The organism is Aidingimonas lacisalsi, assembly GCF_008079445.1.
Classification (GTDB): Bacteria; Pseudomonadota; Gammaproteobacteria; order Pseudomonadales; family Halomonadaceae; genus Aidingimonas; species Aidingimonas lacisalsi.
This window is the reverse complement of the sequence record NZ_VRYH01000002.1, coordinates 306,495-327,094: the sequence shown is the minus strand read 5'-3', so window position 1 is coordinate 327,094 and position 20,600 is coordinate 306,495. Positions and strand designations below refer to the sequence as shown.

18 protein-coding genes and 1 riboswitch are annotated in these 20,600 nt (G+C 58.0%); of the genes, 6 read left to right on the top strand and 12 right to left on the bottom strand.

Translation table 11 applies throughout. The annotated features are described in order from the left end of the window. The first annotated feature begins 106 nt into the window (after positions 1-106). On the top strand, positions 107-1,033 hold the full coding sequence (locus tag FVV99_RS04740; RefSeq protein ID WP_201745028.1) for a LysR family transcriptional regulator: 927 nt from the start codon (positions 107-109) through the stop codon (positions 1,031-1,033). Positions 1,034-1,036: 3 nt separating this feature from the next. On the opposite strand, the gene FVV99_RS04735 is transcribed toward FVV99_RS04740, so the two are convergent. The 5 genes from FVV99_RS04735 to FVV99_RS04715 form a co-directional block, all read right to left on the bottom strand. Further along, the gene (locus FVV99_RS04735) at positions 1,037-2,161 is read right to left on the bottom strand and encodes a 5-(carboxyamino)imidazole ribonucleotide synthase (protein ID WP_148252886.1); all 1,125 of its coding nucleotides are present in this window, start codon (positions 2,159-2,161) and stop codon (positions 1,037-1,039) included. 48 nt (positions 2,162-2,209) lie between these two features. Then, positions 2,210-2,716, bottom strand: a complete 507-nt coding sequence (purE, locus tag FVV99_RS04730; protein ID WP_148252885.1) for a 5-(carboxyamino)imidazole ribonucleotide mutase — start codon at positions 2,714-2,716, stop codon at positions 2,210-2,212. A 90-nt stretch (positions 2,717-2,806) separates the two neighbouring features. Continuing rightward, positions 2,807-4,819, bottom strand: a complete 2,013-nt coding sequence (locus tag FVV99_RS04725) for a TRAP transporter permease (protein ID WP_148252884.1) — start codon at positions 4,817-4,819, stop codon at positions 2,807-2,809. 10 nt (positions 4,820-4,829) lie between these two features. Further along, positions 4,830-5,375, bottom strand: a complete 546-nt coding sequence (locus FVV99_RS04720) for a DUF1850 domain-containing protein (RefSeq protein ID WP_236645293.1) — start codon at positions 5,373-5,375, stop codon at positions 4,830-4,832. Positions 5,376-5,401: 26 nt separating this feature from the next. Next, positions 5,402-6,364: a TAXI family TRAP transporter solute-binding subunit gene (locus FVV99_RS04715; protein WP_148252883.1), complete on the bottom strand. Its 963-nt coding sequence runs from the start codon at positions 6,362-6,364 to the stop codon at positions 5,402-5,404. 308 nt (positions 6,365-6,672) lie between these two features. On the opposite strand from FVV99_RS04715, the gene FVV99_RS04710 reads away from it, so the two are divergent. The 4 genes from FVV99_RS04710 to FVV99_RS04695 all read left to right on the top strand — a co-directional run bounded on the left by FVV99_RS04710 (position 6,673) and on the right by FVV99_RS04695 (position 10,056). Continuing rightward, on the top strand, positions 6,673-6,933 hold the full coding sequence (locus FVV99_RS04710; protein WP_148252882.1) for an XRE family transcriptional regulator: 261 nt from the start codon (positions 6,673-6,675) through the stop codon (positions 6,931-6,933). 85 nt (positions 6,934-7,018) lie between these two features. Then, complete coding sequence (locus FVV99_RS04705; protein WP_148252881.1) at positions 7,019-7,885, top strand: putative selenate ABC transporter substrate-binding protein; 867 nt, start codon at positions 7,019-7,021, stop codon at positions 7,883-7,885. Further along, positions 7,882-8,541 (top strand): ATP-binding cassette domain-containing protein, encoded by a 660-nt coding sequence (locus FVV99_RS04700; RefSeq protein WP_148252880.1) that lies wholly within the window; start codon positions 7,882-7,884, stop codon positions 8,539-8,541. The genes FVV99_RS04705 and FVV99_RS04700 overlap by 4 nt, the downstream gene beginning before the upstream one ends. A 39-nt stretch (positions 8,542-8,580) precedes the next feature. Then, positions 8,581-10,056, top strand: a complete 1,476-nt coding sequence (locus FVV99_RS04695) for a PhnE/PtxC family ABC transporter permease (protein ID WP_148252879.1) — start codon at positions 8,581-8,583, stop codon at positions 10,054-10,056. 24 nt (positions 10,057-10,080) lie between these two features. Here FVV99_RS04695 and ilvD read toward each other — a convergent pair whose 3' ends face one another. After that, positions 10,081-11,769: a dihydroxy-acid dehydratase gene (gene ilvD, locus FVV99_RS04690; RefSeq protein WP_148252878.1), complete on the bottom strand. Its 1,689-nt coding sequence runs from the start codon at positions 11,767-11,769 to the stop codon at positions 10,081-10,083. Positions 11,770-11,927: 158 nt separating this feature from the next. Between ilvD and FVV99_RS04685 the strand changes: the two genes are divergently transcribed. Continuing rightward, the gene (locus tag FVV99_RS04685; RefSeq protein WP_148252877.1) at positions 11,928-12,608 is read left to right on the top strand and encodes a hypothetical protein; all 681 of its coding nucleotides are present in this window, start codon (positions 11,928-11,930) and stop codon (positions 12,606-12,608) included. Between the two features lie 37 nt (positions 12,609-12,645). On the opposite strand, the gene FVV99_RS04680 is transcribed toward FVV99_RS04685, so the two are convergent. From FVV99_RS04680 to FVV99_RS04655, 6 genes are all read right to left on the bottom strand, one after another. Beyond that, positions 12,646-14,220, bottom strand: a complete 1,575-nt coding sequence (locus FVV99_RS04680) for a bifunctional aminoglycoside phosphotransferase/ATP-binding protein (RefSeq protein WP_148252876.1) — start codon at positions 14,218-14,220, stop codon at positions 12,646-12,648. Positions 14,221-14,280: 60 nt separating this feature from the next. After that, positions 14,281-15,231, bottom strand: a complete 951-nt coding sequence (locus tag FVV99_RS04675; protein ID WP_148252875.1) for a methylenetetrahydrofolate reductase — start codon at positions 15,229-15,231, stop codon at positions 14,281-14,283. A gap of 147 nt (positions 15,232-15,378) precedes the next feature. Further along, on the bottom strand, positions 15,379-16,797 hold the full coding sequence (ahcY, locus tag FVV99_RS04670; protein WP_148252874.1) for an adenosylhomocysteinase: 1,419 nt from the start codon (positions 16,795-16,797) through the stop codon (positions 15,379-15,381). Between the two features lie 23 nt (positions 16,798-16,820). Next, positions 16,821-16,910, bottom strand: a riboswitch (S-adenosyl-L-homocysteine riboswitch). Between the two features lie 14 nt (positions 16,911-16,924). Continuing rightward, positions 16,925-18,085, bottom strand: coding sequence for a methionine adenosyltransferase (gene metK, locus FVV99_RS04665; RefSeq protein WP_456236714.1), 1,161 nt, complete (start codon positions 18,083-18,085; stop codon positions 16,925-16,927). A gap of 111 nt (positions 18,086-18,196) precedes the next feature. After that, positions 18,197-19,051, bottom strand: coding sequence for an SAM-dependent methyltransferase (locus FVV99_RS04660; protein ID WP_201745027.1), 855 nt, complete (start codon positions 19,049-19,051; stop codon positions 18,197-18,199). After that, positions 19,044-19,865, bottom strand: a complete 822-nt coding sequence (locus FVV99_RS04655) for a glycine/sarcosine N-methyltransferase (RefSeq protein ID WP_148252872.1) — start codon at positions 19,863-19,865, stop codon at positions 19,044-19,046. Before FVV99_RS04655 ends, FVV99_RS04660 begins: the two co-directional genes overlap by 8 nt. Positions 19,866-20,600: the final 735 nt, after the last annotated feature.

The window sequence follows — 20,600 nt, the reverse complement described above, 5'->3', positions numbered from 1 at the left end:
CCAGTCTAGAGACGCCATGAGAAATGAAAACCGATAGGCCCTGATAGTCCCCATAACCAAAACGATATACGACCCGGCGACCATCCGTTTGATTCGCGAGGAAATCATGCCCCAGAAACGCCAGGATCCGCTGGATACTTATTTACTCCGCGTATTGACCCTGCTGCTCGATGAACGCAGCGTTTCCCGAACGGCCATCCGCATGCAGCAATCTCAACCCGCCGTCAGCGCAGCACTGAAAAAACTGCGAGGAATCTTCGAGGATGAGTTGCTGGTCCGCGAGAAGGGCGGCATGGTTCCTACCGAACGTGCCCTGCAGCTGTTGCCACACGCACGCAATGCGCTCGGTGCCATTGACCAGTTGACGCAGCAACCCGGTGAATTCGATCCCTCTTCCAGCCGCCATACCTATCGTCTGGGCGCGCCGGACTATCTGGCACCGATGTTCATGGCAACGGCTACGGAACGCTTTCGCCGCGAGGCGCCGCTGGCGCGGCTATCGATACACGCACTCGGACCGGACTACGATTTCGAAGCGGCACTCGCCGAAGGGGACATGGACATCGTGATCGGCAACTGGCCGGAACCACCGGAACGGATGCACTTGTCGATGTTATTGGAAGACGAGATTGTCTGTCTGGTCTCGTCGCGACATCCCCTGGCACACAAGGGGATAACGTACGAGGATTACCTGAATGCCGGGCATGTGGTCCCGATGCCCTACTCGCGGAACCAGCGCGGCGTGATCGATCGGCAACTGGCCAACTTACGTGTCGAACGCCATGAAGTCGTCGAGGCCCAGTCGTTCAATCTCGCACCTCACTTGCTGCAGGACAGTGACTTGATCTTTACGACCAGCCGGCACTTCGCCCGCTTCTATGCGCGTCAGTTGGGCCTGACGATTCTGCCATCACCGATCGACTTCCCGCCCATGCGGTTCTACCAACTCTGGCATGATAGAACGCACCATTCACCGTCTCACCGCTGGCTACGACGACTGCTCAGCGATGCCGGCAAGCAAGTTCAGTCATGACGGTCACTCGAAACTAAAGCGCGGCTCCGGCGCATCGGGCAGCCGGCCGGCGCAGTGTCGGACCTTTTTCAGCAGCGCTGCAGTCGAATCGGCCAACACATTGACGTGTCCCAGCTTACGGCCGGGCCGTTCGCCTTTGCCATACAGATGCAGATGGGCGTCCTCGATGGCCAGAAGCTCGGCCGCATCACCCATGCGACCAATGATATTGACCATGCAGGTCGGTCGACGTGCATGCGTTGCCCCCAACGGCAAGCCTTGAATGGCACGTAAGTGATTCTCGAACTGACTGGTGACGGCACCGTCCAGGCTCCAATGGCCAGAATTGTGCACCCTGGGGGCCATTTCGTTGGCGAGTAGTCGACCGTCACGTGTCTGGAACAATTCCAGTGCCAGCACGCCGACGTAATCCAGTTCATCGAGCAAGGTGCGTATATAGTCGTCAGCCACTCGTTGTACGCTATCCTCCAGGTCCGGCAACGGTGCCAGGGAGTACCGCAGTATGCCATTCACGTGGACGTTCTCGGCCATGGGATAGAACGCCACGTCGCCATTACGGCCACGCACGGCGATGATCGAGACTTCCCGCACGAAGTCGACGAACGCTTCCACGATCAAGCGCGAGTGGCCAATGCGCTGCCAAGCCCCCTCGGCATCGTCGGAGGTGTGCAATACGGCCTGTCCCTTGCCGTCATAGCCTTCGGTGACCGACTTGGCCACCACCGGCGCCCCCAATTCACGCACCGCTGACGCCAATTCATCGGCACTCGCTACCAACCGATAAGCCGGTGTCGGGATTGACAGGCGATCGAACAAGGCCTTTTCCTCGGCGCGATTCTGACACACCTCGAGCGCGGTGCTGCCGGGATACACAGGTTTGTGGCGTTCGATATCGCGCACCAGCTCTACCGGTAGATGCTCGAATTCGTAGGTGACCAGATCCACACTGTCCAGAAACGCCTCGAGTGACGATGAGTCGTCAGTTCGGTCCGTATGGATCCAGACGTCGCCTATCCCTGCACTGGGCTTGCCCGAGGTGTCCAGGAAAAAGAAGCGATTGGCCAGAGGATAGCCCGCCAGGGCCAGCATGCGTCCAAGCTGCCCGGCACCGAGCACACCGATATTCATTCCTACCTCCCGAGGGGGATTATGCGTATCAGAACCAAGAACAGGATATCACTCGTCACGCGGGTCGGAATTATCCAGCACCTTCTGCGTCTGAGCACTACGGTATGATGCCACGGCAGCTTTGACCGTATCGTCGCTCAGAGCCACGATCTGTGCTGCGAGCAGGCCAGCGTTGATAGCACCGGGTTTACCGATGGCCAGTGTGCCCACCGCGACACCACCGGGCATCTGCGCAATGGACAGTAATGAATCCAATCCCTTTAGCGACTTGGACTCGACTGGCACTCCCAGTACCGGCAGAGGGGTTTGCGAAGCCACCATCCCCGGCAAATGCGCCGCGCCTCCGGCACCCGCAATGATCACTTGAAGACCGCGATCGGCAGCGCTCTTGGCATAGTCGAACAAGAGATCGGGGGTGCGATGAGCCGACACGATCTTTGCTTCGCAGGCTACCCCTAGGTGTTCGAGCATATCGACGGCATGTTCCATGATGGGCCAGTCGGATTTCGACCCCATGATCACGCCCACCCGGGCTTGCTCGCTTGATGTTTTCATGCCCTTTCCTCGGTTCGAGACCATGATGAAAGGCGGGTATTCTAACGGCGCCCGAGGGCGCCGTCACCTTGACCATTCGAACAACCCGGATCAGTGACCAGTCGCCAACATGCCACGACGATGGGCCAACCAGTTACCCGATACCAGCAAGGCGATCAACGCCACACCGACGACTTCCGCCAACAGATTCGGGTAGAAGACAGCAACGGTCGAGGCAGCCAGCAGTAACCGCGAGAACCAACTCATGCGCGCGAACAAATACCCTTCAAGGCTGGCGGCAAATGCCAGCAAGGCAGCAATCGCGATCACCGCATTCCAGACCACCAAGGGAACCGGGCCACCGACGATGATTTCCGGATTGAAGACCATGAACAGCGGGATCAGGTAGAGCCCTTTCGCAAACTTCCACGCCTGGAAGCTGGTTTCCATCGGTTTGCTTCCGGCGATCGCCGCACCGGCGAAACCGGCCAAGGCAATGGGCGGCGTCACGTTCGAATCCTGGGAATACCAGAAGACCACAAGATGGGCGATCAACAGCGGCACCCCGAACTCATTGGTCAGGGCCGGCCCGACCAGCACGATCAATACGATGTAGCTGGCGGTCACCGGCAGCCCCATACCGAGCACGAGACTGGCCAGCAGGACCATGACCAGCGCCAGAACCAGGTTGCCGCCAGAGAAGGCCAGCATCATGGACGAGAACTTCAATCCCAACCCTGTCAGGCCGACGACCCCGACGATGATCCCCGCTACGGCACAGGCCATGGAGACAGCGACGGCGTTACGTGCCCCCAGTTCCAGACTCTCGGTCAGCTTGAGCAAGCCCGCCTTGACGGTCGCCAGAATCTTGTCACCGGTGACCGTTTCCCCGTGTTGAGGCGCGATGAAGAAGAACCAGTACACATAACGCAGCACAGCGACCAGTACGATGGTCACGATAGCGTAAAAGCCAACACGCATCGGCGACAGACTGATCGCCAACAGCCAGATCAATACCGCCAACGGCAGCAGAAAGTGCCAACCACTGCGCATGACATCTCTGACTTGCGGCAATTCCGCACGCGTCATTCCCTGCATGCCTTGCTTGAGAGCAATGAGGTGGACAAACAGGTAAACGGTCGCGAAATACATGATGGCAGGCAAGATACTGACCTTGACCACTTCCAGATACGGCATCTGCGTGTATTCAGCGATCAGAAAGGCACCGGCCCCCATCAAGGGCGGCATGATCTGGCCACCGGTACTGGCCGCCGCCTCGATACCGCCAGCCTGATGAGGCTTGTAGCCCAAGCGTTTCATCAAGGGAATGGTAAAGGCCCCAGTCGTCACGACATTGGCAATGGCACTCCCCGAAATCGATCCCATACCCGCCGACGCCAGGACGGCAGCCTTGGCAGGACCGCCACGCTGTCGGCCCGTCGCCGCATAGGCCAGATCGATGAAGAACTTGCCCGCCCCGGTACTTTCCAGAAACGCGCCGAACAGCACGAAGGTAAAAACGTAGGTTGCCGCCACCCCTAACGGGAGGCCGAAGATGCCCTCTTGGCCAAGATAAAGCTGGCCGGCGACGCGCTCGAGCGTATAGCCGCGATGCTCGAGAATTCCGGGCATGAACTGGGCCAACCATGGGAACTCGCCGCGAGGCCCGGCGAATGCATAGACGATCGCCATGACCCCGATCAGGGTCATTCCCAACCCAACTGCACGCCGGCTGGCTTCAAGGACGGTCACCGTGGCGATGATCGCCACCCAGATATCCGTCTGTATCCAGAAGCCGGCCCGATTGATGATTTCATCCAGATAGACGACCAGGTACCCCCCGGTGAGCACGGCACCCGCGAAGAACACGATATCGATGAGCGTGCCGACCGGCCCCCGTTGCCGACTGGGGCCAAAGGCGGGAAACATCAGGAAGGCCAGCATCATGACCAGCGCCAAGTGAATGCTGCGCTGATAGAAGAGGCCGAATGTCTGGATACCTGCCGAATAGAGCTGGAACAGTGACAGCGCCACCGCCACGATCGTAATGAGCCACAATATCGGGCGAGGCTGTATGGCATCGCCTCCCGGCATTTTCACAGGAGGGGTGGTGGATTCGTTCATGGGGTCCTCATCAGACATCGTCTGGCTTGTACAATCTCATGATCACGCGCTCGTGAGCGGCGGCGGCACTCAGGCTGAATCGTTGCGTTCCCCACAGGATGCGGTGGTTCACCTCGGTGGAGCCCACGCGCAAGACATAACGATCGTTCGGCACGGGCTCATCGATGTGGTTGATCCAGTACCCTCCGTGGCCATCGGAAACCTGCTCGCCACGACCGCTGATATGGCCGAGCCCGGCAGCAAAATCGGGTTGATGGCTACGCTCGAGAACCATACGTCCATTCAGATAGCCATAGCAATCGAGCACCTCGAACCCTTCTACCGAATGGTTCCAGCCAAGGCACCATCGTCCGCCTGGCAGGATCGGTATCGAGACCAGAATGTCACCGTCCTGAGCGACGGCCTCCAGACTGGCCGGTTGCGACGTTTCCGCACTGGCAATGGATGGCGACATCATCCCCGCCAGTCCCGAGATGCAGGCGATACAGCCGAGAGCATAATGCAATGGGGCGGGCACCGCTGCCCGCCCCATTGACGCATCAGACATGATTTTCATGATGACGGATCATCGGGATGCCTGAATCAGGGACGCAGATCATCAGGGATATCGGCGTCGATTTCCTCGTAATAGCGGATGGCCCCCGGATGGAACGGCACCGGTGTGGAGTTGAGACTGAAATCCACCGTGGTATTTTCCGCTGCCGGGTGCACGTCGATCAACTCGTCGGTGCGTTCGAAGAGCATCTTGGTGAGATCGTAGGCAAGCTGCTCATCCATATCGGCATTGACGACCAGGACATTTGGAATCCCGATGGTCTGCACCGCTTCATCGACCCCCTCATAGGTACCGCCCTTCAACTCGTAAGGGGCAAAGACCGACTCTTCCGCCTGCGCATTCTCGACCTCCTCATCGGAGAGGCTGATCAGTCGAATGTCACGCGTGGAAGCCAGATTCATGATGGAACTGGTGGGAGGACCCACACTCCAGAAACCGGCTTCGATATCGCCATCGCGCAGCGCATCGGCCGTTTCGTTGAAGTTCAAGCGTTGAACATTCATATCATCGTAAGTCAAGCCATTCGATTCGAGCACGGCACGCGCGTTGAGCTCGGTACCACTGCCGGGCGCGCCTACCGAGACGCGTTTACCTTCCAGATCGGACAGCGACTCGATATCGGAATCGGCCAATGTGACCAATTGCACGGCGTTGGGATAAACAGACGCCAAGGCACGCGTATTCTCGACCTGACGGCCTTCGAAATCGTCTTCTCCCATGTAGGCCTGATGAACGGTATCGGCCAACGCAAACGCAACATCCGCCTCATTGCGCATGATCAGCCCCATATTTTCGACCGATGCCCCTGTGACTTCAGCCGAGGCTTCATAGTCGTCGATATGCTTGCTGACCATCTCGGCCAGGCCGCCGCCCAGCGGATAATAAACGCCACCGGTACCGCCGGTCGCGATGGCTAGTGTTTGTTGCGCGACTGCCGCAGGCGCTGCAACCAGCAGCGATGCGGCCAAGGCGTACTTGAGAGTTCGCATGAAGTTCTCCTATAGGGTCATGGACCAACTTGTTATGTCATGCATTCGCGAGGCAAAACCTAGCACGTCAAGGCGCTGACTTGCTACAACGGCAATTCCACACTTGTTCTGCCATCGACGCCCCAGGCAACGCACGACATGGCCCGGCACCCCTCTGTCACGACGGGGTCGTTCGATCGATTGTCCTGCTGCCGGCGCGGCGTGGCAAAGATAAAGAAATATCATCGATGAAAATGGTGAACGAGGCTGGAAGAATGGCCAAAAACCTTGCATGCTAAGGCCGTAGCAACTCATATTGACGGAGCCCTATGAGCACAGCACGATTAATGACCGGTTGGGAGGCCCTCGACGATGGTAAAAAGGCCCCCGACCTGGACGTGAGAGAGCTGGAAAAACGTACCCGTCTGATGCGCATTGTCACTCGCCGCATCGCCCTGTCCGAACGACCTAATCGAGAAATCGCCCAGCGTGCAGGAATTCCCCCACAGAAGCTAAGCGACTTGCTCGCCGGTCGCCTTGAGCAATTCACGACCGATGAACTGAAAACACTGCGCGACACCGTCGAGTGAATGACGGTCGCCGATAATCCCTGGTTTTTTGATATCCTTGTGTCATCCAGTGCCCCCGCATTACAGATGACGCAAGGATATTCCCATGGTTCGTCGATCGACATGGCTCATCGGATTCGCAGTTCTTCTGAGCACCGCTCCCGCTGTCAGCGCCCCTCCTTTCGTCTTCACCGCCATTCCCGATGAAGACGAAACGCGTTTGCAAGAACGATTCCAGAAAGTGGCCGACTACCTGGCCGAAGAACTCGATCGAGAGGTTCGCTTCATCCCCGTCAAGTCATATGCCGCCGCCGTTACCGCGTTCCGTAACGATCAGGTGCAACTAGCCTGGTTCGGTGGCTTATCGGGCGTGCAAGCTCGCGCGCGAGTCCCTGGCTCGCAGGCCATCGCGCAAGGCGTAGAGGACACCGAGTTCATGACGTATTTCATTGCCCACGAGAGTACCGGCCTGGAAGACGGTGGTGGCCTCAGCGACGCGATGCGCGAGCGATCCTTTACTTTCGGCGCCAAAAGCTCGACGTCCGGCCGCTTGATGCCGGAATATTACCTGCGTGAGCATTTCGACGAACCACCGGAAGCGATATTTTCACGCGTCGGTTTCAGCGGCAACCATAGCCGCACGATCTCTCTGGTCGCTTCAGGGGCTTATCAACTCGGTGCCGTAAACTACGCCGTCTGGGAAAATGAAGTGGAGGCAGGCGAGATCGATACCGATGACGTCCGTATCGTGTGGAAGACACCTCACTACCCGGATTACCAATGGACGATCCGAGGTGATGTCGATGAGCGATTTGGCGATGGTTTCTCCGATCAGGTGCGCCAGGCACTGCTGAGCATGGACGATCCAGCCCTGCTGGAAAGCTTCCCCCGCGAGGGGTTCATCGAGGCTGACAATGATGACTACACCATCATCAAGGAGGTCGGCAGTGAGCTGGGACTCCTCGATCCGTGACGTCACTGACGCTGAATGAGGTCGTCGCCGACTATGGCAAGGGTCGGGTGCTCGGCCCTCTGAGCCTGACTCTCTCTCCGGGCGAGCACGTTGCACTGGTCGGCAAGAGCGGAGCCGGAAAATCGACGCTCCTGGATCTCATGTACACCCATTGGCGACACCAGAACGCTGCGCTGATCCCGCAGCAATTGGGGCTGGTCGATACGTTGTCGACGTTTCATAACGTCTACATGGGCGGCCTCTCTCGACACTCGACCTGCCACAACCTGATCACGCTCGCCCGACCGTTTCGACGCGATGTCGCCGATATCTCACCGCTACTCGAACGGTTGGAGATTGCCGACACGTGCTGGAACCGTGCCGGTGAACTGTCCGGTGGTCAACGACAACGGGTCGCCGCCGCTCGTGTCCTCTATCAGGCAGGCTCCGTGCTGCTTGCCGACGAGCCGGTCTCCTCGCTCGATGGCCCCCAGGCCGCATCGGTCATGGCGGCACTCACCGACACCTATGCTACCGCCGTGCTGGCCATGCATGATGTCGAACTGGCCCTGCGCTTCTGCGACCGCGTCATCGGCATTCACCAGGGCACCATCGCGCTGGACCAACCCAGTCGACGACTGACCACCAGAGACGTACTTCCACTCTATGAATCGTGAACCACTGATCCATGACATGAGCCACCGGGAGCAGTGCTGATGTGGCAGTCTGCCAGCATACGGCTCAGTCTGGCATTTGTGGTCGTCGCGCTCGGCTGCCTGCTCTACGCCGATTTCCAGATCAGCACCGCCAATCCCTGGCAGGAACTGGCACGCCTCGCTCTGGGGCTGGTCACTCCCGATCTCTCCGCCGTGGATTATCTCGGACAGGCAGTGGTCCGCACGCTGGCCTTCGCGTTCGTCGGTGTGACGCTGGGAGCCGTCTCCGGTTTCCTGCTCGCCTTATGCTTCCGCCATGCCTTGGTACGCGGTGGCTGCGCCTTCATACGCGCCATTCATGAACTCTTCTGGGCACTACTGTTCCTGCAGTGTTTCGGTCTTCATCCCTTGACCGGGGTACTGGCCATTGCCCTTCCCTATGCCGGCATCTTTGCCAAGGTCTATGCCGAAATCCTCGATGAAGCCGATCCGGGACCCGCTCACGCACTCCCGCACGGCTGTCGTTCACTATCGGGACTCGCCTATACACGCTTGTCACAGGCGTGGCCCCACCTGGTCAGCTATACGGCTTACCGGCTGGAGTGTGGCCTGCGCTCAAGCGCCGTGCTCGGATTCATCGGCATGCCGACACTAGGTTACTATCTCGAATCGTCCTTCGCTCAAGGACACTACAGCTCGGTCGGCGCACTCTTGCTGATCTTCTACGTGATGATTGCCACATTGAAACTATGGGCACGCCCCAGACTCCTGCCGTTCTACCTGGTGGCAGCCCCGTTTCTGCTTGGCTCAGGTCTCCCCATTGCCTGGAGCAATATCACCCGTTTCGTGACTCAGGATATCGTGCCGTTACCATTGCGTTCCGGGGAAGGTATGGCTGGCCTCGGGGCGTGGTTAGGTGACCTGCTTGCCAACCAGGCCTTGCCCGGCATCATCAACACCTTGTTACTGACACAGATCGCCCTGGTGCTGACAGGTGCTCTGGCATTGGTATTGTTCCCTCTGGTGTCACGACATTTCACCACCCGCCTGTCCGGTTCGGCAGGGCATCTCGTGCTCGTCATTCTCCGCTCCACCCCGGAATACCTGCTCGCCTTCATTCTGTTGCAGCTCCTGGGTCCCTCCATGTTGCCGGCCGTGGTGGCGCTGGCTATTCACAATGGCGGCATCATCGGTCACCTCGTTGGCCAACGCAGCAACACGCTGACGCTCCGCCCCGATGCACCAAACGGCATTGCACGCTATGCCTATGAAATGGTTCCTCGCCTTTACGGACCGTTTCTCGCCCTATTGTTCTACCGCTGGGAAATCATCATGCGCGAAACGGCGATCCTGGGCATCCTGGGTGTCGCCACGCTCGGCTTCTTCATCGATAGTGCCATCCAGGAGATCCGTATCGACAGTGCCTTGGTGCTGATCTTGATCACCGCACTGCTCAACCTCGGCATAGACAGTCTCGCTCGACGACTACGAGCGAGACTGCGATTGCGTTACAGTGCCAGCCGACAAGGGTGCTGAGCCCCCCTGTTCCCAGTGTTCGGCTCATTCAGGCAGGTCGGTTACCGCTCCACGCGATGCGGAACTCACGGTGCGCGCATACTTTGACAAGGTACCCCGTGTGTAGCGTGGGGCCGGCCTGATCCAGGCAGCTCGTCGACGCATCAACTCCTCGTCACTGACATCGACCTCCATGGTATCGGCCTCGGCGTCGATAGTAATCGTATCGCCATCCTCCACCAGCGCAATCGGCCCACCGTCGAACGCCTCGGGAGACACGTGACCGACCACGAAACCATGGCTGCCCCCGGAGAAACGACCATCAGTGATCAATGCCACCTCGCTGCCCAGACCACGCCCCATGATCGCCGATGTCGGCGTCAACATCTCGCGCATACCGGGGCCGCCACGTGGCCCTTCATAACGAATGATCAAGACGTCGCCCGCAATGACCGTCCCATCATTGATGCGAGCCTGCGCCTCCTCCTCGGAACCGAACACGCGAGCGCGACCTGTGAAGCGTGTCCCCTCCTTGCCGGTAATCTTGGCCACGGCGCCTTCAGGGGCCAGATTGCCATACAGAATACGGAGATGACTCTCGTTCTTGTGAGGCGTCTCCAGCGGCGCGATGATGCGCTGATCCTCCGGATAGGGAGCTACGCTGGCCAGGTTCTCGGCTAACGTCTGGCCCGTGACGGTCAAGCAGTCACCATGCAGCATGCCCGCATCGAGGAGCATCTTCATCAGCGGCTGGATCCCCCCGATCGCCACCAGCTCACTCATCATGTAATGCCCACTGGGTCGAAGATCCGCCAATACCGGCACCCGCTTGCCGATACGGGTAAAGTCCTCGAGCGATAACTCGACACCGATAGTGCTCGCCATGGCAATCAGGTGCAGCACGGCATTGGTGGATCCCCCCAAGGCAATGACCACCGTGATGGCGTTTTCGAACGCCTCCCGGGTCATGATGTCCGAGGGCTTGATATCATGCTCGAGCAATTTGAGAACCGCCGCTCCAGCCGCCTGACAGTCATCGTGCTTTTGTTGGGAGACGGCATTCTGCGCCGAACTACCCGGCAGACTCATGCCCAGCGCTTCGATCGCCGAGGCCATGGAGTTGGCGGTATACATGCCGCCGCAGGACCCAGGCCCCGGTATCGCGGTTTTCTCGATCTGCTCGACTTCGATCAGGTCCATGTCGCCTTTGGTATGCGCCCCCATGGCTTCGAAAACCGAGACGATATCGGTATGGCCTTCACCGGGCAGTATCGTACCGCCATAGACAAAGACACTGGGACGATTCAGCCTGGCCAGTCCCATCATGCAACCCGGCATGTTCTTATCGCAGCCGCCGATGGCCACCAGCCCGTCAAAACCTTCACAGCCCGCAACCGTTTCAATGGAATCGGCAATGACTTCGCGCGATACCAGTGAATACTTCATGCCTTCAGTACCATTGGCAATACCATCGGAAATCGTGATGGTATTGAATATCACCCCCTTGGCACCGGCGCTGTCCGCTCCCCCTCGTGCCGCTTCAGCCAAACCATCGATATGGCTATTGCAGGGAGTCACTTGGCTCCAGGTCGAAGCGATACCGACCTGGGGCTTGGTGAAATCTTCATCGGTAAAGCCCACGGCACGTAGCATGGCACGACTGGCCGATTTTCCCAGCCCATCGACGACCGGACCAGAATAACGACGACGGGGATCCTGTTGTTCATTGCTCATGGCAAGCTAGCTCCTCAAGACTCAGTCACGAACATCATTGTAGCGCTGTCGGGTAACGAGCCATGATCGACTGGCCGATGGTAGCTGTCAAAGCGACTTCGTGGTTTCATTGCTTTTGATACTGGATTTCCTCTCATTCGCAACCCTCGAGAACAATCATGTCGTATACCGAAACCAAGGAACATGCGCCTGGTCGTTTGAACAAGATATTCAACGAACCTTACAACGCCTTCGACAATGACGTGCCTGAACGTCAGTTACATCTCAGGATCGCTCTGCGTACGCTACTCGAGCCCCCTATGCAGCAACGACGGCTGGTATTGCGCGTCATTCACGGCTGGGAAAATGGCAACGACGATCCCGACGACTTGCGTCACAGCGACCACGATGTCACGGCACTGAGTGACGTTAATGAGGTATTCCGGCGTTACCATCAAACCATTGAGCGTATCGAACCCTTGCCCGAAGACGAGGACTCATTGATTGCAGTGCCACGCGATGACGCCATCGCCCACGCGCGGCAGCAAGGGATGACACTCGACGATGACATCGCACGACGCCCGGCCCAGTGGCCGACATTCGAACGCGGATTGTATCTATACACTTTCTTCAAGATGTACCACCGCCTGACCTACGGTGAAGACGAGAGCTATCGCTCCACGCGCTGCATGACGCCGGAGGGTGAGTTCGAGATCCATGAGTTTCATCTGGAGGAAGGCGAGTTTGCCGTAGTCACACCGGCGGGAACGAACCAGGACCAGTCCACCCTGCTGGTACTGCACGAGGGTGAACTGGAGCCCGTGTTGCAACTCTGGGAGACCGCCTGGGCTCACGCCTAGCTGGCGGAGACGTCTGCCTCCCAGGTATCAGCAACGATCAGGCGGGTACAGGCGTAGCAGCGACCCGTTCACGCACCTGGTCTGCCAATTCAGTGTCGATACCTGATTTCGTGGTATCCACGTCCAAGCTGTAGTCGCTCTCTTCCGCTGACAGAGATTCCGCCGCGCTCTGTTGCTTTTCCATGACGGCTTCATCCGCCTCGGAGGGATCGACCTCAGTCTTGCCACGGCGCTCCAACCGTTGACGAAGCTCCGATTCCGGCGCCTGACAGTTCAGCAATAGATAGGGCAGATCTTGAGCAGCGGCTACCCGAACCAGTTGGGCGCGCTCCGACTGATGCAAGGCGGCGGAGTCGACGATCACTGGATAGCCGGCTTTCAGCACATTTTCGGCTAGCGTTGCCAGATGCTGGTACGTCTCACGCGACGCTTCAGACGTGTAGATATTCAATTCTGGTTGAGCATGACTGCTGTCCAGTGGCTTGAGGCCGAACAACCGCTTGCGTTCGACATCGGAACGCAGCCAGATCAGGTTCAATGACTGCGAGAGATGTTGACTCACCCAGCTCTTGCCACTGCCCGAGAGCCCAGTCGTGGCCAGCAGGTACCGGTTGCGTTGCTCGGCATACTGCTCGGCCAGATTGATATAGGCTTGGTATTTCTCCAGTAACGCCTGCTTTTCATCGTCGCTGAGGCCGGGGTTGCCGCGAGTGAACAAGGCGATTTTGGCACGCACGGTGGCACGATACGCCTTGTAATAATCCATCAATGGCAGGCAGTCATAATCACCGCTGAGCTGGAGATAGCGGTTGAGAACACGATTGGCCAGTTGCGGTGCATCGCGGAACTCGAGATCCATCAGCAGGAATGCCAGATCGTTGCAGGTATCGATCCAGCGCAGGCCGTCGCTGAACTCGATGCAGTCGAAAACGGTAGGCTGACCATTGTAGAGAGTGATGTTGGCCAGATGCAGGTCACCATGGCACTCACGAACGTGATCTTCCTCATAACGACGTGCGATATGCGATTCGAGCTGCTTGAATGCCTTGTCGTTCCATGCAGACAACCGATCAAGCTGTTCCACCTGTGCCTGGTCGTCCAGCAGAGGACGGATCTGCTCGAAATTCTGCTCAGCATCCGCACGCACGGCTCCCGGCGTACCGCACTCGCCTCGCGCAGACGGCAACGACTCATGGAAGTCGGCGAGCTGGCCGGCCAGCTCATCCAGATGGGCTTCCGTCAAACGGCCTTCTTCGTAAAGACGGTCCATCATCTGGGTATTGTCGAACTGCCGCATGCGAATCGCATATTCGAACGGTTCACCCTCGCCTCCCATGCGCGGCGCGTCCGGTGTCCCCGTGACAGGCACGACGTCCACATACAGTGCAGAGGCAAGACGCTTGTTGAGGCGAATTTCTTCTTCGCAGAATCGTTTGCGGCGATCAAGGGTAGAGAAGTTGAGAAACCCGAAATCGACGGGTTTCTTGATCTTGTAGACATACTCCCCGGTCAACAAGACCCAGGAAATATGCGTTTCATACAGGGCAAACCCATCGACCGAGTGGTCGTAGCATTGAGGATCTTGTAATGCCTGAAGCAATTCAGAGCTCATGGTGGCTGTTTCCTTTTCGTCGGGCTCGTAAAGCTCGAGAATGATATATGCAGATGCCTGTCAGGGCAGCATCCTACCCAGGGCATGCGGAGCTTGAATGTGGCGATCGCGGAGTGCGCGGGCAAGCGAGACCGTCGTCGACGTCGGTATACGACCGATCGGTGCAAGATTGGCACTGATCGGGAAAGGCGCATTGGTCTCAGCCGCGTGGTCGGCAATCTCACTCCACAGATCGCGAATGTGTGTCAGCGACCGTTCGGTCACCGACTCTGGCTCAGCGGTCAACCACTCTTCCAGCTCATTGGACAGGTTCACGCCAAGCCAGTGCAAAAAGCGGATATTGCGTTCGGAACGTACAGGGGCGAGCGAGACGAGGATGGTAGGTGCGTTTTCCCGTCCGGCGCGCTCGCCAATCGCATCCAGTAACGACGTGACTTCCTCGGCGTGGAAGATCACTTGGGTGGTGAAGAAATCTGCCCCGGCATCCATCTTGCGCAACATGCGCTCGGCTTCGCCAGGACGCGAAGGAATGCAGATATTACCGACTTGCATGTCGGGGGCGTGAAGCCGCTCGCGCAGCAGTGTCGTCGCTTCCGGGACAGAGGGGCCAGGATAGCGTTGATCACTCCGCTCACCACCAACGAGAACGAGGCGACGCACGCCATACTCCTCCCGAGTCTCCCGGAACCAGTCGAGCTGCTGTTCATGTTCGAGATGAACCACCACCCGATTGATGATGCAGGGCAAGTCCAGTTGTTCCTGGATACGATAGGCGAGAACACGAGGTTCCACGCGAGGTTCGAACGGCTTGCGCCGCTCCCCTTTGCTGCTCTTGGAGCTTTCTTCTCGGATTTCCGGAATATTGACGGCATCGAGACCGACCTCCCGATGAAGGCCATCGATTTTCTCCAATACCGTCTCGATGCCCCGTTCCCCTTGCTGCAACTCTGGCGGAACGGCTTCGAGTACCAGCTCCGAGGGAGCCGTCGAGCGACTTACCAAGCTATTCATCAGGTGTATTCCTCTCCTGATACATTGACGACCGACTTCACCCGACAACCGGACCCGGCTGTCGAGCGAAGCATGCCATGTCTGATGACGATCCGACGTGGGAAGACCGCCTCGATGAGGCGGTCGACACAACGTCCGAGAAACGTCTCAGTAGCGGTAGTGCTCAGGCTTGAACGGTCCCTCGACCGGTACACCGATGTAGTCCGCCTGGAGCTTGTCCAGTTCTGTCAGATGCGCATTGATCTTTTCCAGATGCAGACGTGCCACCTCTTCGTCGAGGTGCTTCGGTAGCATATAGACGTCGTTCTTGTACTCCCCTTTGTTGTTGAACAGCTCCATCTGCGCCAACACCTGGTTGGTGAAGCTGTTGGACATCACGAAGCTGGGGTGCCCTGTCGCACAGCCCAGGTTCACCAGACGTCCTTCGGCAAGCATGATGATCTTCTTGCCGTCAGGGAAGGTGATGTGGTCCACCTGAGGCTTGATGTTGTCCCACTCGTACTGACGCAGGCTAGCGACATCGATCTCGTTGTCGAAGTGACCGATGTTGCAGACGATGGCTTCGTCCTTCATGACCTGCATGTGCTCGTGAGTGATGACGTGATAGTTACCGGTCGCAGTGACGAAGATGTCTGCCTTGTCGGCGGCTTCGTCCATGGTGACGACCCGGAACCCTTCCATCGCCGCCTGCAGCGCGCAGATGGGGTCAATCTCGGTTACCCACACGGTCGCGCCAAGGCCACGCAGACTCTGAGCCGAGCCCTTACCGACATCGCCATAGCCGGCCACTACGGCAACCTTGCCGGCCACCATCACGTCAGTGGCACGCTTGATGCCATCGACCAGCGACTCGCGGCAACCATAGAGGTTGTCGAACTTGGACTTGGTCACGGAGTCGTTGACGTTGATCGCCGGGAACGGCAACTCATTGTTGCGGGCCAGGTGATACAAGCCGTTGACACCGGTAGTGGTTTCTTCGGTCACGCCCAGAATGGCGTCCTGCAGCTTCTGGTAATAGCCAGCCGGCTTTTCCTTGAGACGCTTGCGAATGGCGGCAAACAGCGCTGTTTCTTCATCGCTGCCCGGGTTGTCGAGTACGGACGGGTCCTTCTCCGCCTTGGCACCGAGCGTCACGACCGTCGTGGCATCGCCACCATCGTCGAGAATCATGTTCGGCGTACCGCCGTCATGCCAATCCATGATGGCATGAGTGAACTCCCAGTACTCTTCGGTGGTTTCACCCTTGTAGGCGAAGACCGGCGTGCCGGAACGAGCGATCTCGGCAGCGGCATGGTCCTGGGTGGAATAGATGTTGCAAGACGCCCAACGGACGTCGGCACCCAACGCCTTGAGGGTTTCGATCAAGACAGCCGTCTGAATGGTCATGTGCAGCGAGCCGGCAACCTTGGCTCCTTTCAGCGGCTTATCGGTGCCATACTTCTCGCGCAGTGCCATGAGACCCGGCATTTCGGTCTCGGCAATCTTGATTTCCTTGCGGCCCCAATCGGCCAGAGACAGATCGGCAACCTTGAAATCGTCTTTCAGTGCTTCAGCGACAGCGTTCATGGTTTCACTCCCTGATTGAAAATGAAATCCGAGCGCCGTTGTAAAACAAGTGGGGATCGTTTCTGCGACCGAGCCTTGCCGGTCTTGTGCCGGCTGCAGCGCTCCTCGGCGGCAGGCCCCGGTGAATTTAGATGCCCGCGGCAGACTTGAGCTGCTCGACCCGATCGGTGCGTTCCCAAGTGAAGGCGTCATCCTCGCGGCCGAAGTGACCATAGGACGCCGTACCCTGGTAGATCGGACGTTGCAGATCCAGCATCCGCAGAATGCCGTACGGGCGCAGATCGAAGCACTCGCGGGTCAATTCTTCCAGCTTGTTCTCGGAGATCTTGCCAGTACCGAAGGTATCGACGGATACCGACGTCGGCTCGGCGACACCGATGGCATAGGAGACCTGGATTTCGCACTTGTCGGCCAACCCGGCCGCCACGATGTTCTTGGCCACATAGCGGCATGCGTAAGCAGCACTACGGTCGACCTTGGACGGATCCTTGCCGGAAAAGGCACCGCCACCATGACGCGCCATGCCGCCATAGGTATCAACGATGATCTTGCGCCCAGTGAGGCCGCAATCACCGACGGGACCGCCGATCACGAAGTTGCCGGTCGGATTGATATGGAAACGTGTGCCCCGGTCCAGCCATTCAGAGGGCAGCACCGGCTTGATGATCTCCTCCATGACGGCTTCCTGGATCTGGCTCGCGGAAACCGACTCGGCATGCTGGGTGGACAGCACGACAGCATCGACACCCGCCGGCTTGCCATCTTCATAACGGAAGGTGACCTGGCTCTTGGCATCGGGACGCAGCCAATCCAGCTTGCCACTACGACGCAGCTCACTCTGACGCTTGACCAGACGGTGGGAATAAGTGATGGGTGCCGGCATGAGAACATCGGTCTCGTTGCAGGCATAACCGAACATCATACCCTGGTCGCCGGCCCCCTGGTCCTCGGGCTTGCTACGATCCACGCCCTGGGCGATATCCGGCGACTGCTTGCCGATCGCATTGATAACGGCGCAGAGATCCCCATCGAAGCCGACGGCGGCATTGTCATAGCCGATGTCATTGATGGTACGGCGCACGATATCTTCGTAATCAATGTTGGCCGTCGTGGTCAGCTCGCCGGAGATGATGGCCAGACCGGTCTTGACCAAGGTTTCACAAGCCACCTTGGCGTACTTGTCCTCGGTGAGTACGGCATCGAGAATCGCATCGGAAACCTGATCCGCCAGTTTATCCGGATGGCCTTCGGATACCGATTCAGACGTAAAAAGACGAGTGCTCATTATTCCCCCTATTGAGGTTGTAACAACTGGGCTGCCATAACGTTCGATCAGCCCTCGTAGCGGCAGGTAACGTTAATGACACGCTCCTGCCACCATACAGTGTTGGCGCCGCCGCTATTTCTGCGGCTTCTGGAAATGGAAGATGCCCCAACGCAGATTGCCGCGCTGGCCACCTTCGACCCAGTGCTGCAGCCCATGCTTCATGCGCTCGATATAATCGTGACTCACGAATTGGCTGACGTCCTTTTCATGCTCGGAAAGGACATCGTGAATACGGCCATAGTGCATCGCGATCATGTCGGAGCTGTCATCGAAGTCGACTTCTTCCAGGCCCAGGCTGGTCAGTGCTTCTCGATAGAACCCCGGTGACCCCAAGGTATCGAGATGGATGCGGGCGAGGATCGGCTCCAGCGCCGCACGCGGGCAACCATCGTCCTGCATCGGATCGGTGAAGACGAAATGTCCACCAGGACGCAAGACACGCACGGCTTCTTCGAGCACGCGCTGACGGTCGCCACTGTGCAGGATGGCATCCTGAGACCAGACGACATCGAAGGAATCGTCGTCGAAAGGAATATCCTCGAAACTGCCGTCGATGATCTCGACCAGATTATCGACTCCCTGCTCACGGTTCTTCTCGCGCCCGCGCTCATTCTCCTTTTCACTGATGTTCAGCGCGGTCACCGAGCAACCATATTCATGGGCCAGATAACGTGCAGAGCCCGCATAACCGGCACCGATATCCAATACCCGGGTCTTGGCACCCAGCTTCGGCAGGCAAGATGCCATCTTGGCCACGGTCCGACGGCTGGCGTCATACACCGGCTCTTTATCGTCTCGGTACAGGCCAACGTGGATGTCCTCGCCGCCCCAGACGTGGAAGTAGAAATTATCAGCGTCGTCGCTGTTGTAATACTCGCGGGCCTTCTCATCAGCGGCCGTGTAGGCCTTTTCCATGACTTTATTCATCTTCTTCCTCCTGATAGCTCTTGTGAGCCACATGAATGAAGAAGTCAGGCTCGGAATCCCGGTAGGTCTCCTGGAAGTCGCCGTACGTATCCACGTGCTGGAAGCCGACCTCTTTCATCAAGCGGCGGGTATAGTCCTTACGCAGCGGGAACATGTTCAGGTAGAAGGTAGAGTCGTCGGGGAAGTTGTAGCGGAAACGAGCCAGCCCCTCGTCGACGTGTTCCGGGTAGACGGAAATGTCCGAGCCGCAGTAGTAATAGGTGTGCTTACTGGAGTAGCCGACGTCGAGCATGGCGTCGTAGTTACGCTGATCCAGGATCAATACGCCGTCGTGCTTCAAGGTCGCATAGAATTCGGCGAGAGCCTTGCGGCGATCGTGTTCGGAAAAGAGGTGAGTAAAGGAGTTACCAAGGCAGATGATGGCGTCATAGTGACCATGCACATCACGATTTAACCACCGCCAATCGACCTGCACCGTGCGCAGGATATGTCCCCATTCCTGCCCATTCTGGAACGCCTTGACGAGCATTTCCGGGCTACCATCGCAACTGACGACTTCGAACCCTTCTTCGATCAGTCGCACCGAGTGAAAGCCCGTGCCGGTGGCGACATCGAGCACTCGCTTGGCACCTCGCTGGCGAAGCGTTTCGAGGAAGAAACTGCCTTCGCTTTCAGAGCGGCTTTTCCAATCGATCAGCTCATCCCATTTGTCGACAAACCCCTCAGTATACTCATCTTGATAATGACCGGTCTCTCGACAAGCCACCGGATCGGACCCGAAATCCTGCCCTTTAGGTGATCGAATTGCGTCCATATTTTCCCCCCTGTCGTGGTTGTGAAATTCACCACCCGCAGGTAGCGGGGTTGCCACCTAGAGTGATTGCAATCAGGCAAAATGGGCGCGTCTTAGCCGTCTGAAATGCCAAGCAATGGACGCACTGTCCCTGGGTGCCCGATACCGAGCACCAGCCCCATCAGGGGACGTTCCATCATCATCGTGCCGAGCAGTCGAGTCTCTCGGACATACTAGCCCGGCGCTTTTGACAGCACGGTTTCCTCCCGTGCCTCGCCCAGAGCTATGCCTGATTGTCGTCTGTCGCGATTGCTTATCGCTTTTGATGTACGCCCACAACCTCGCAAGGTTTCGGGCGACAAGAGGCGTACTCGATCTCCGCAGATGTGTGGACCCTACGACGGTTTTCACCGCGGCCGCCAAGCAGTCCTAAAGCGGAGTAAATCCTAAGCGCTCAAAATTCTTGTTGTCGCGCTACAAGGCATAACGTAGTGCCAATGCGGTGGTCATTGCAAATGCGATTTGGCGATTTCAGGCGCAGAATTCGCGCATAGAAAGGCGGGAAAATTCCTCAAACCGGCATGCCAGAGCCATTCATGCGAGTTGAAAAATTCTCATGTAATAAACACGTTCGGCTCATGTTGTTAGCCGTCACGACCCGAAGAAAGGACATTTCATCATATTGTCATAACGTTCAATTACCGTTTAACCAAAGATCCCTTTGCCGTCGAGTGCTGAGTGGCACATCCATGAGCG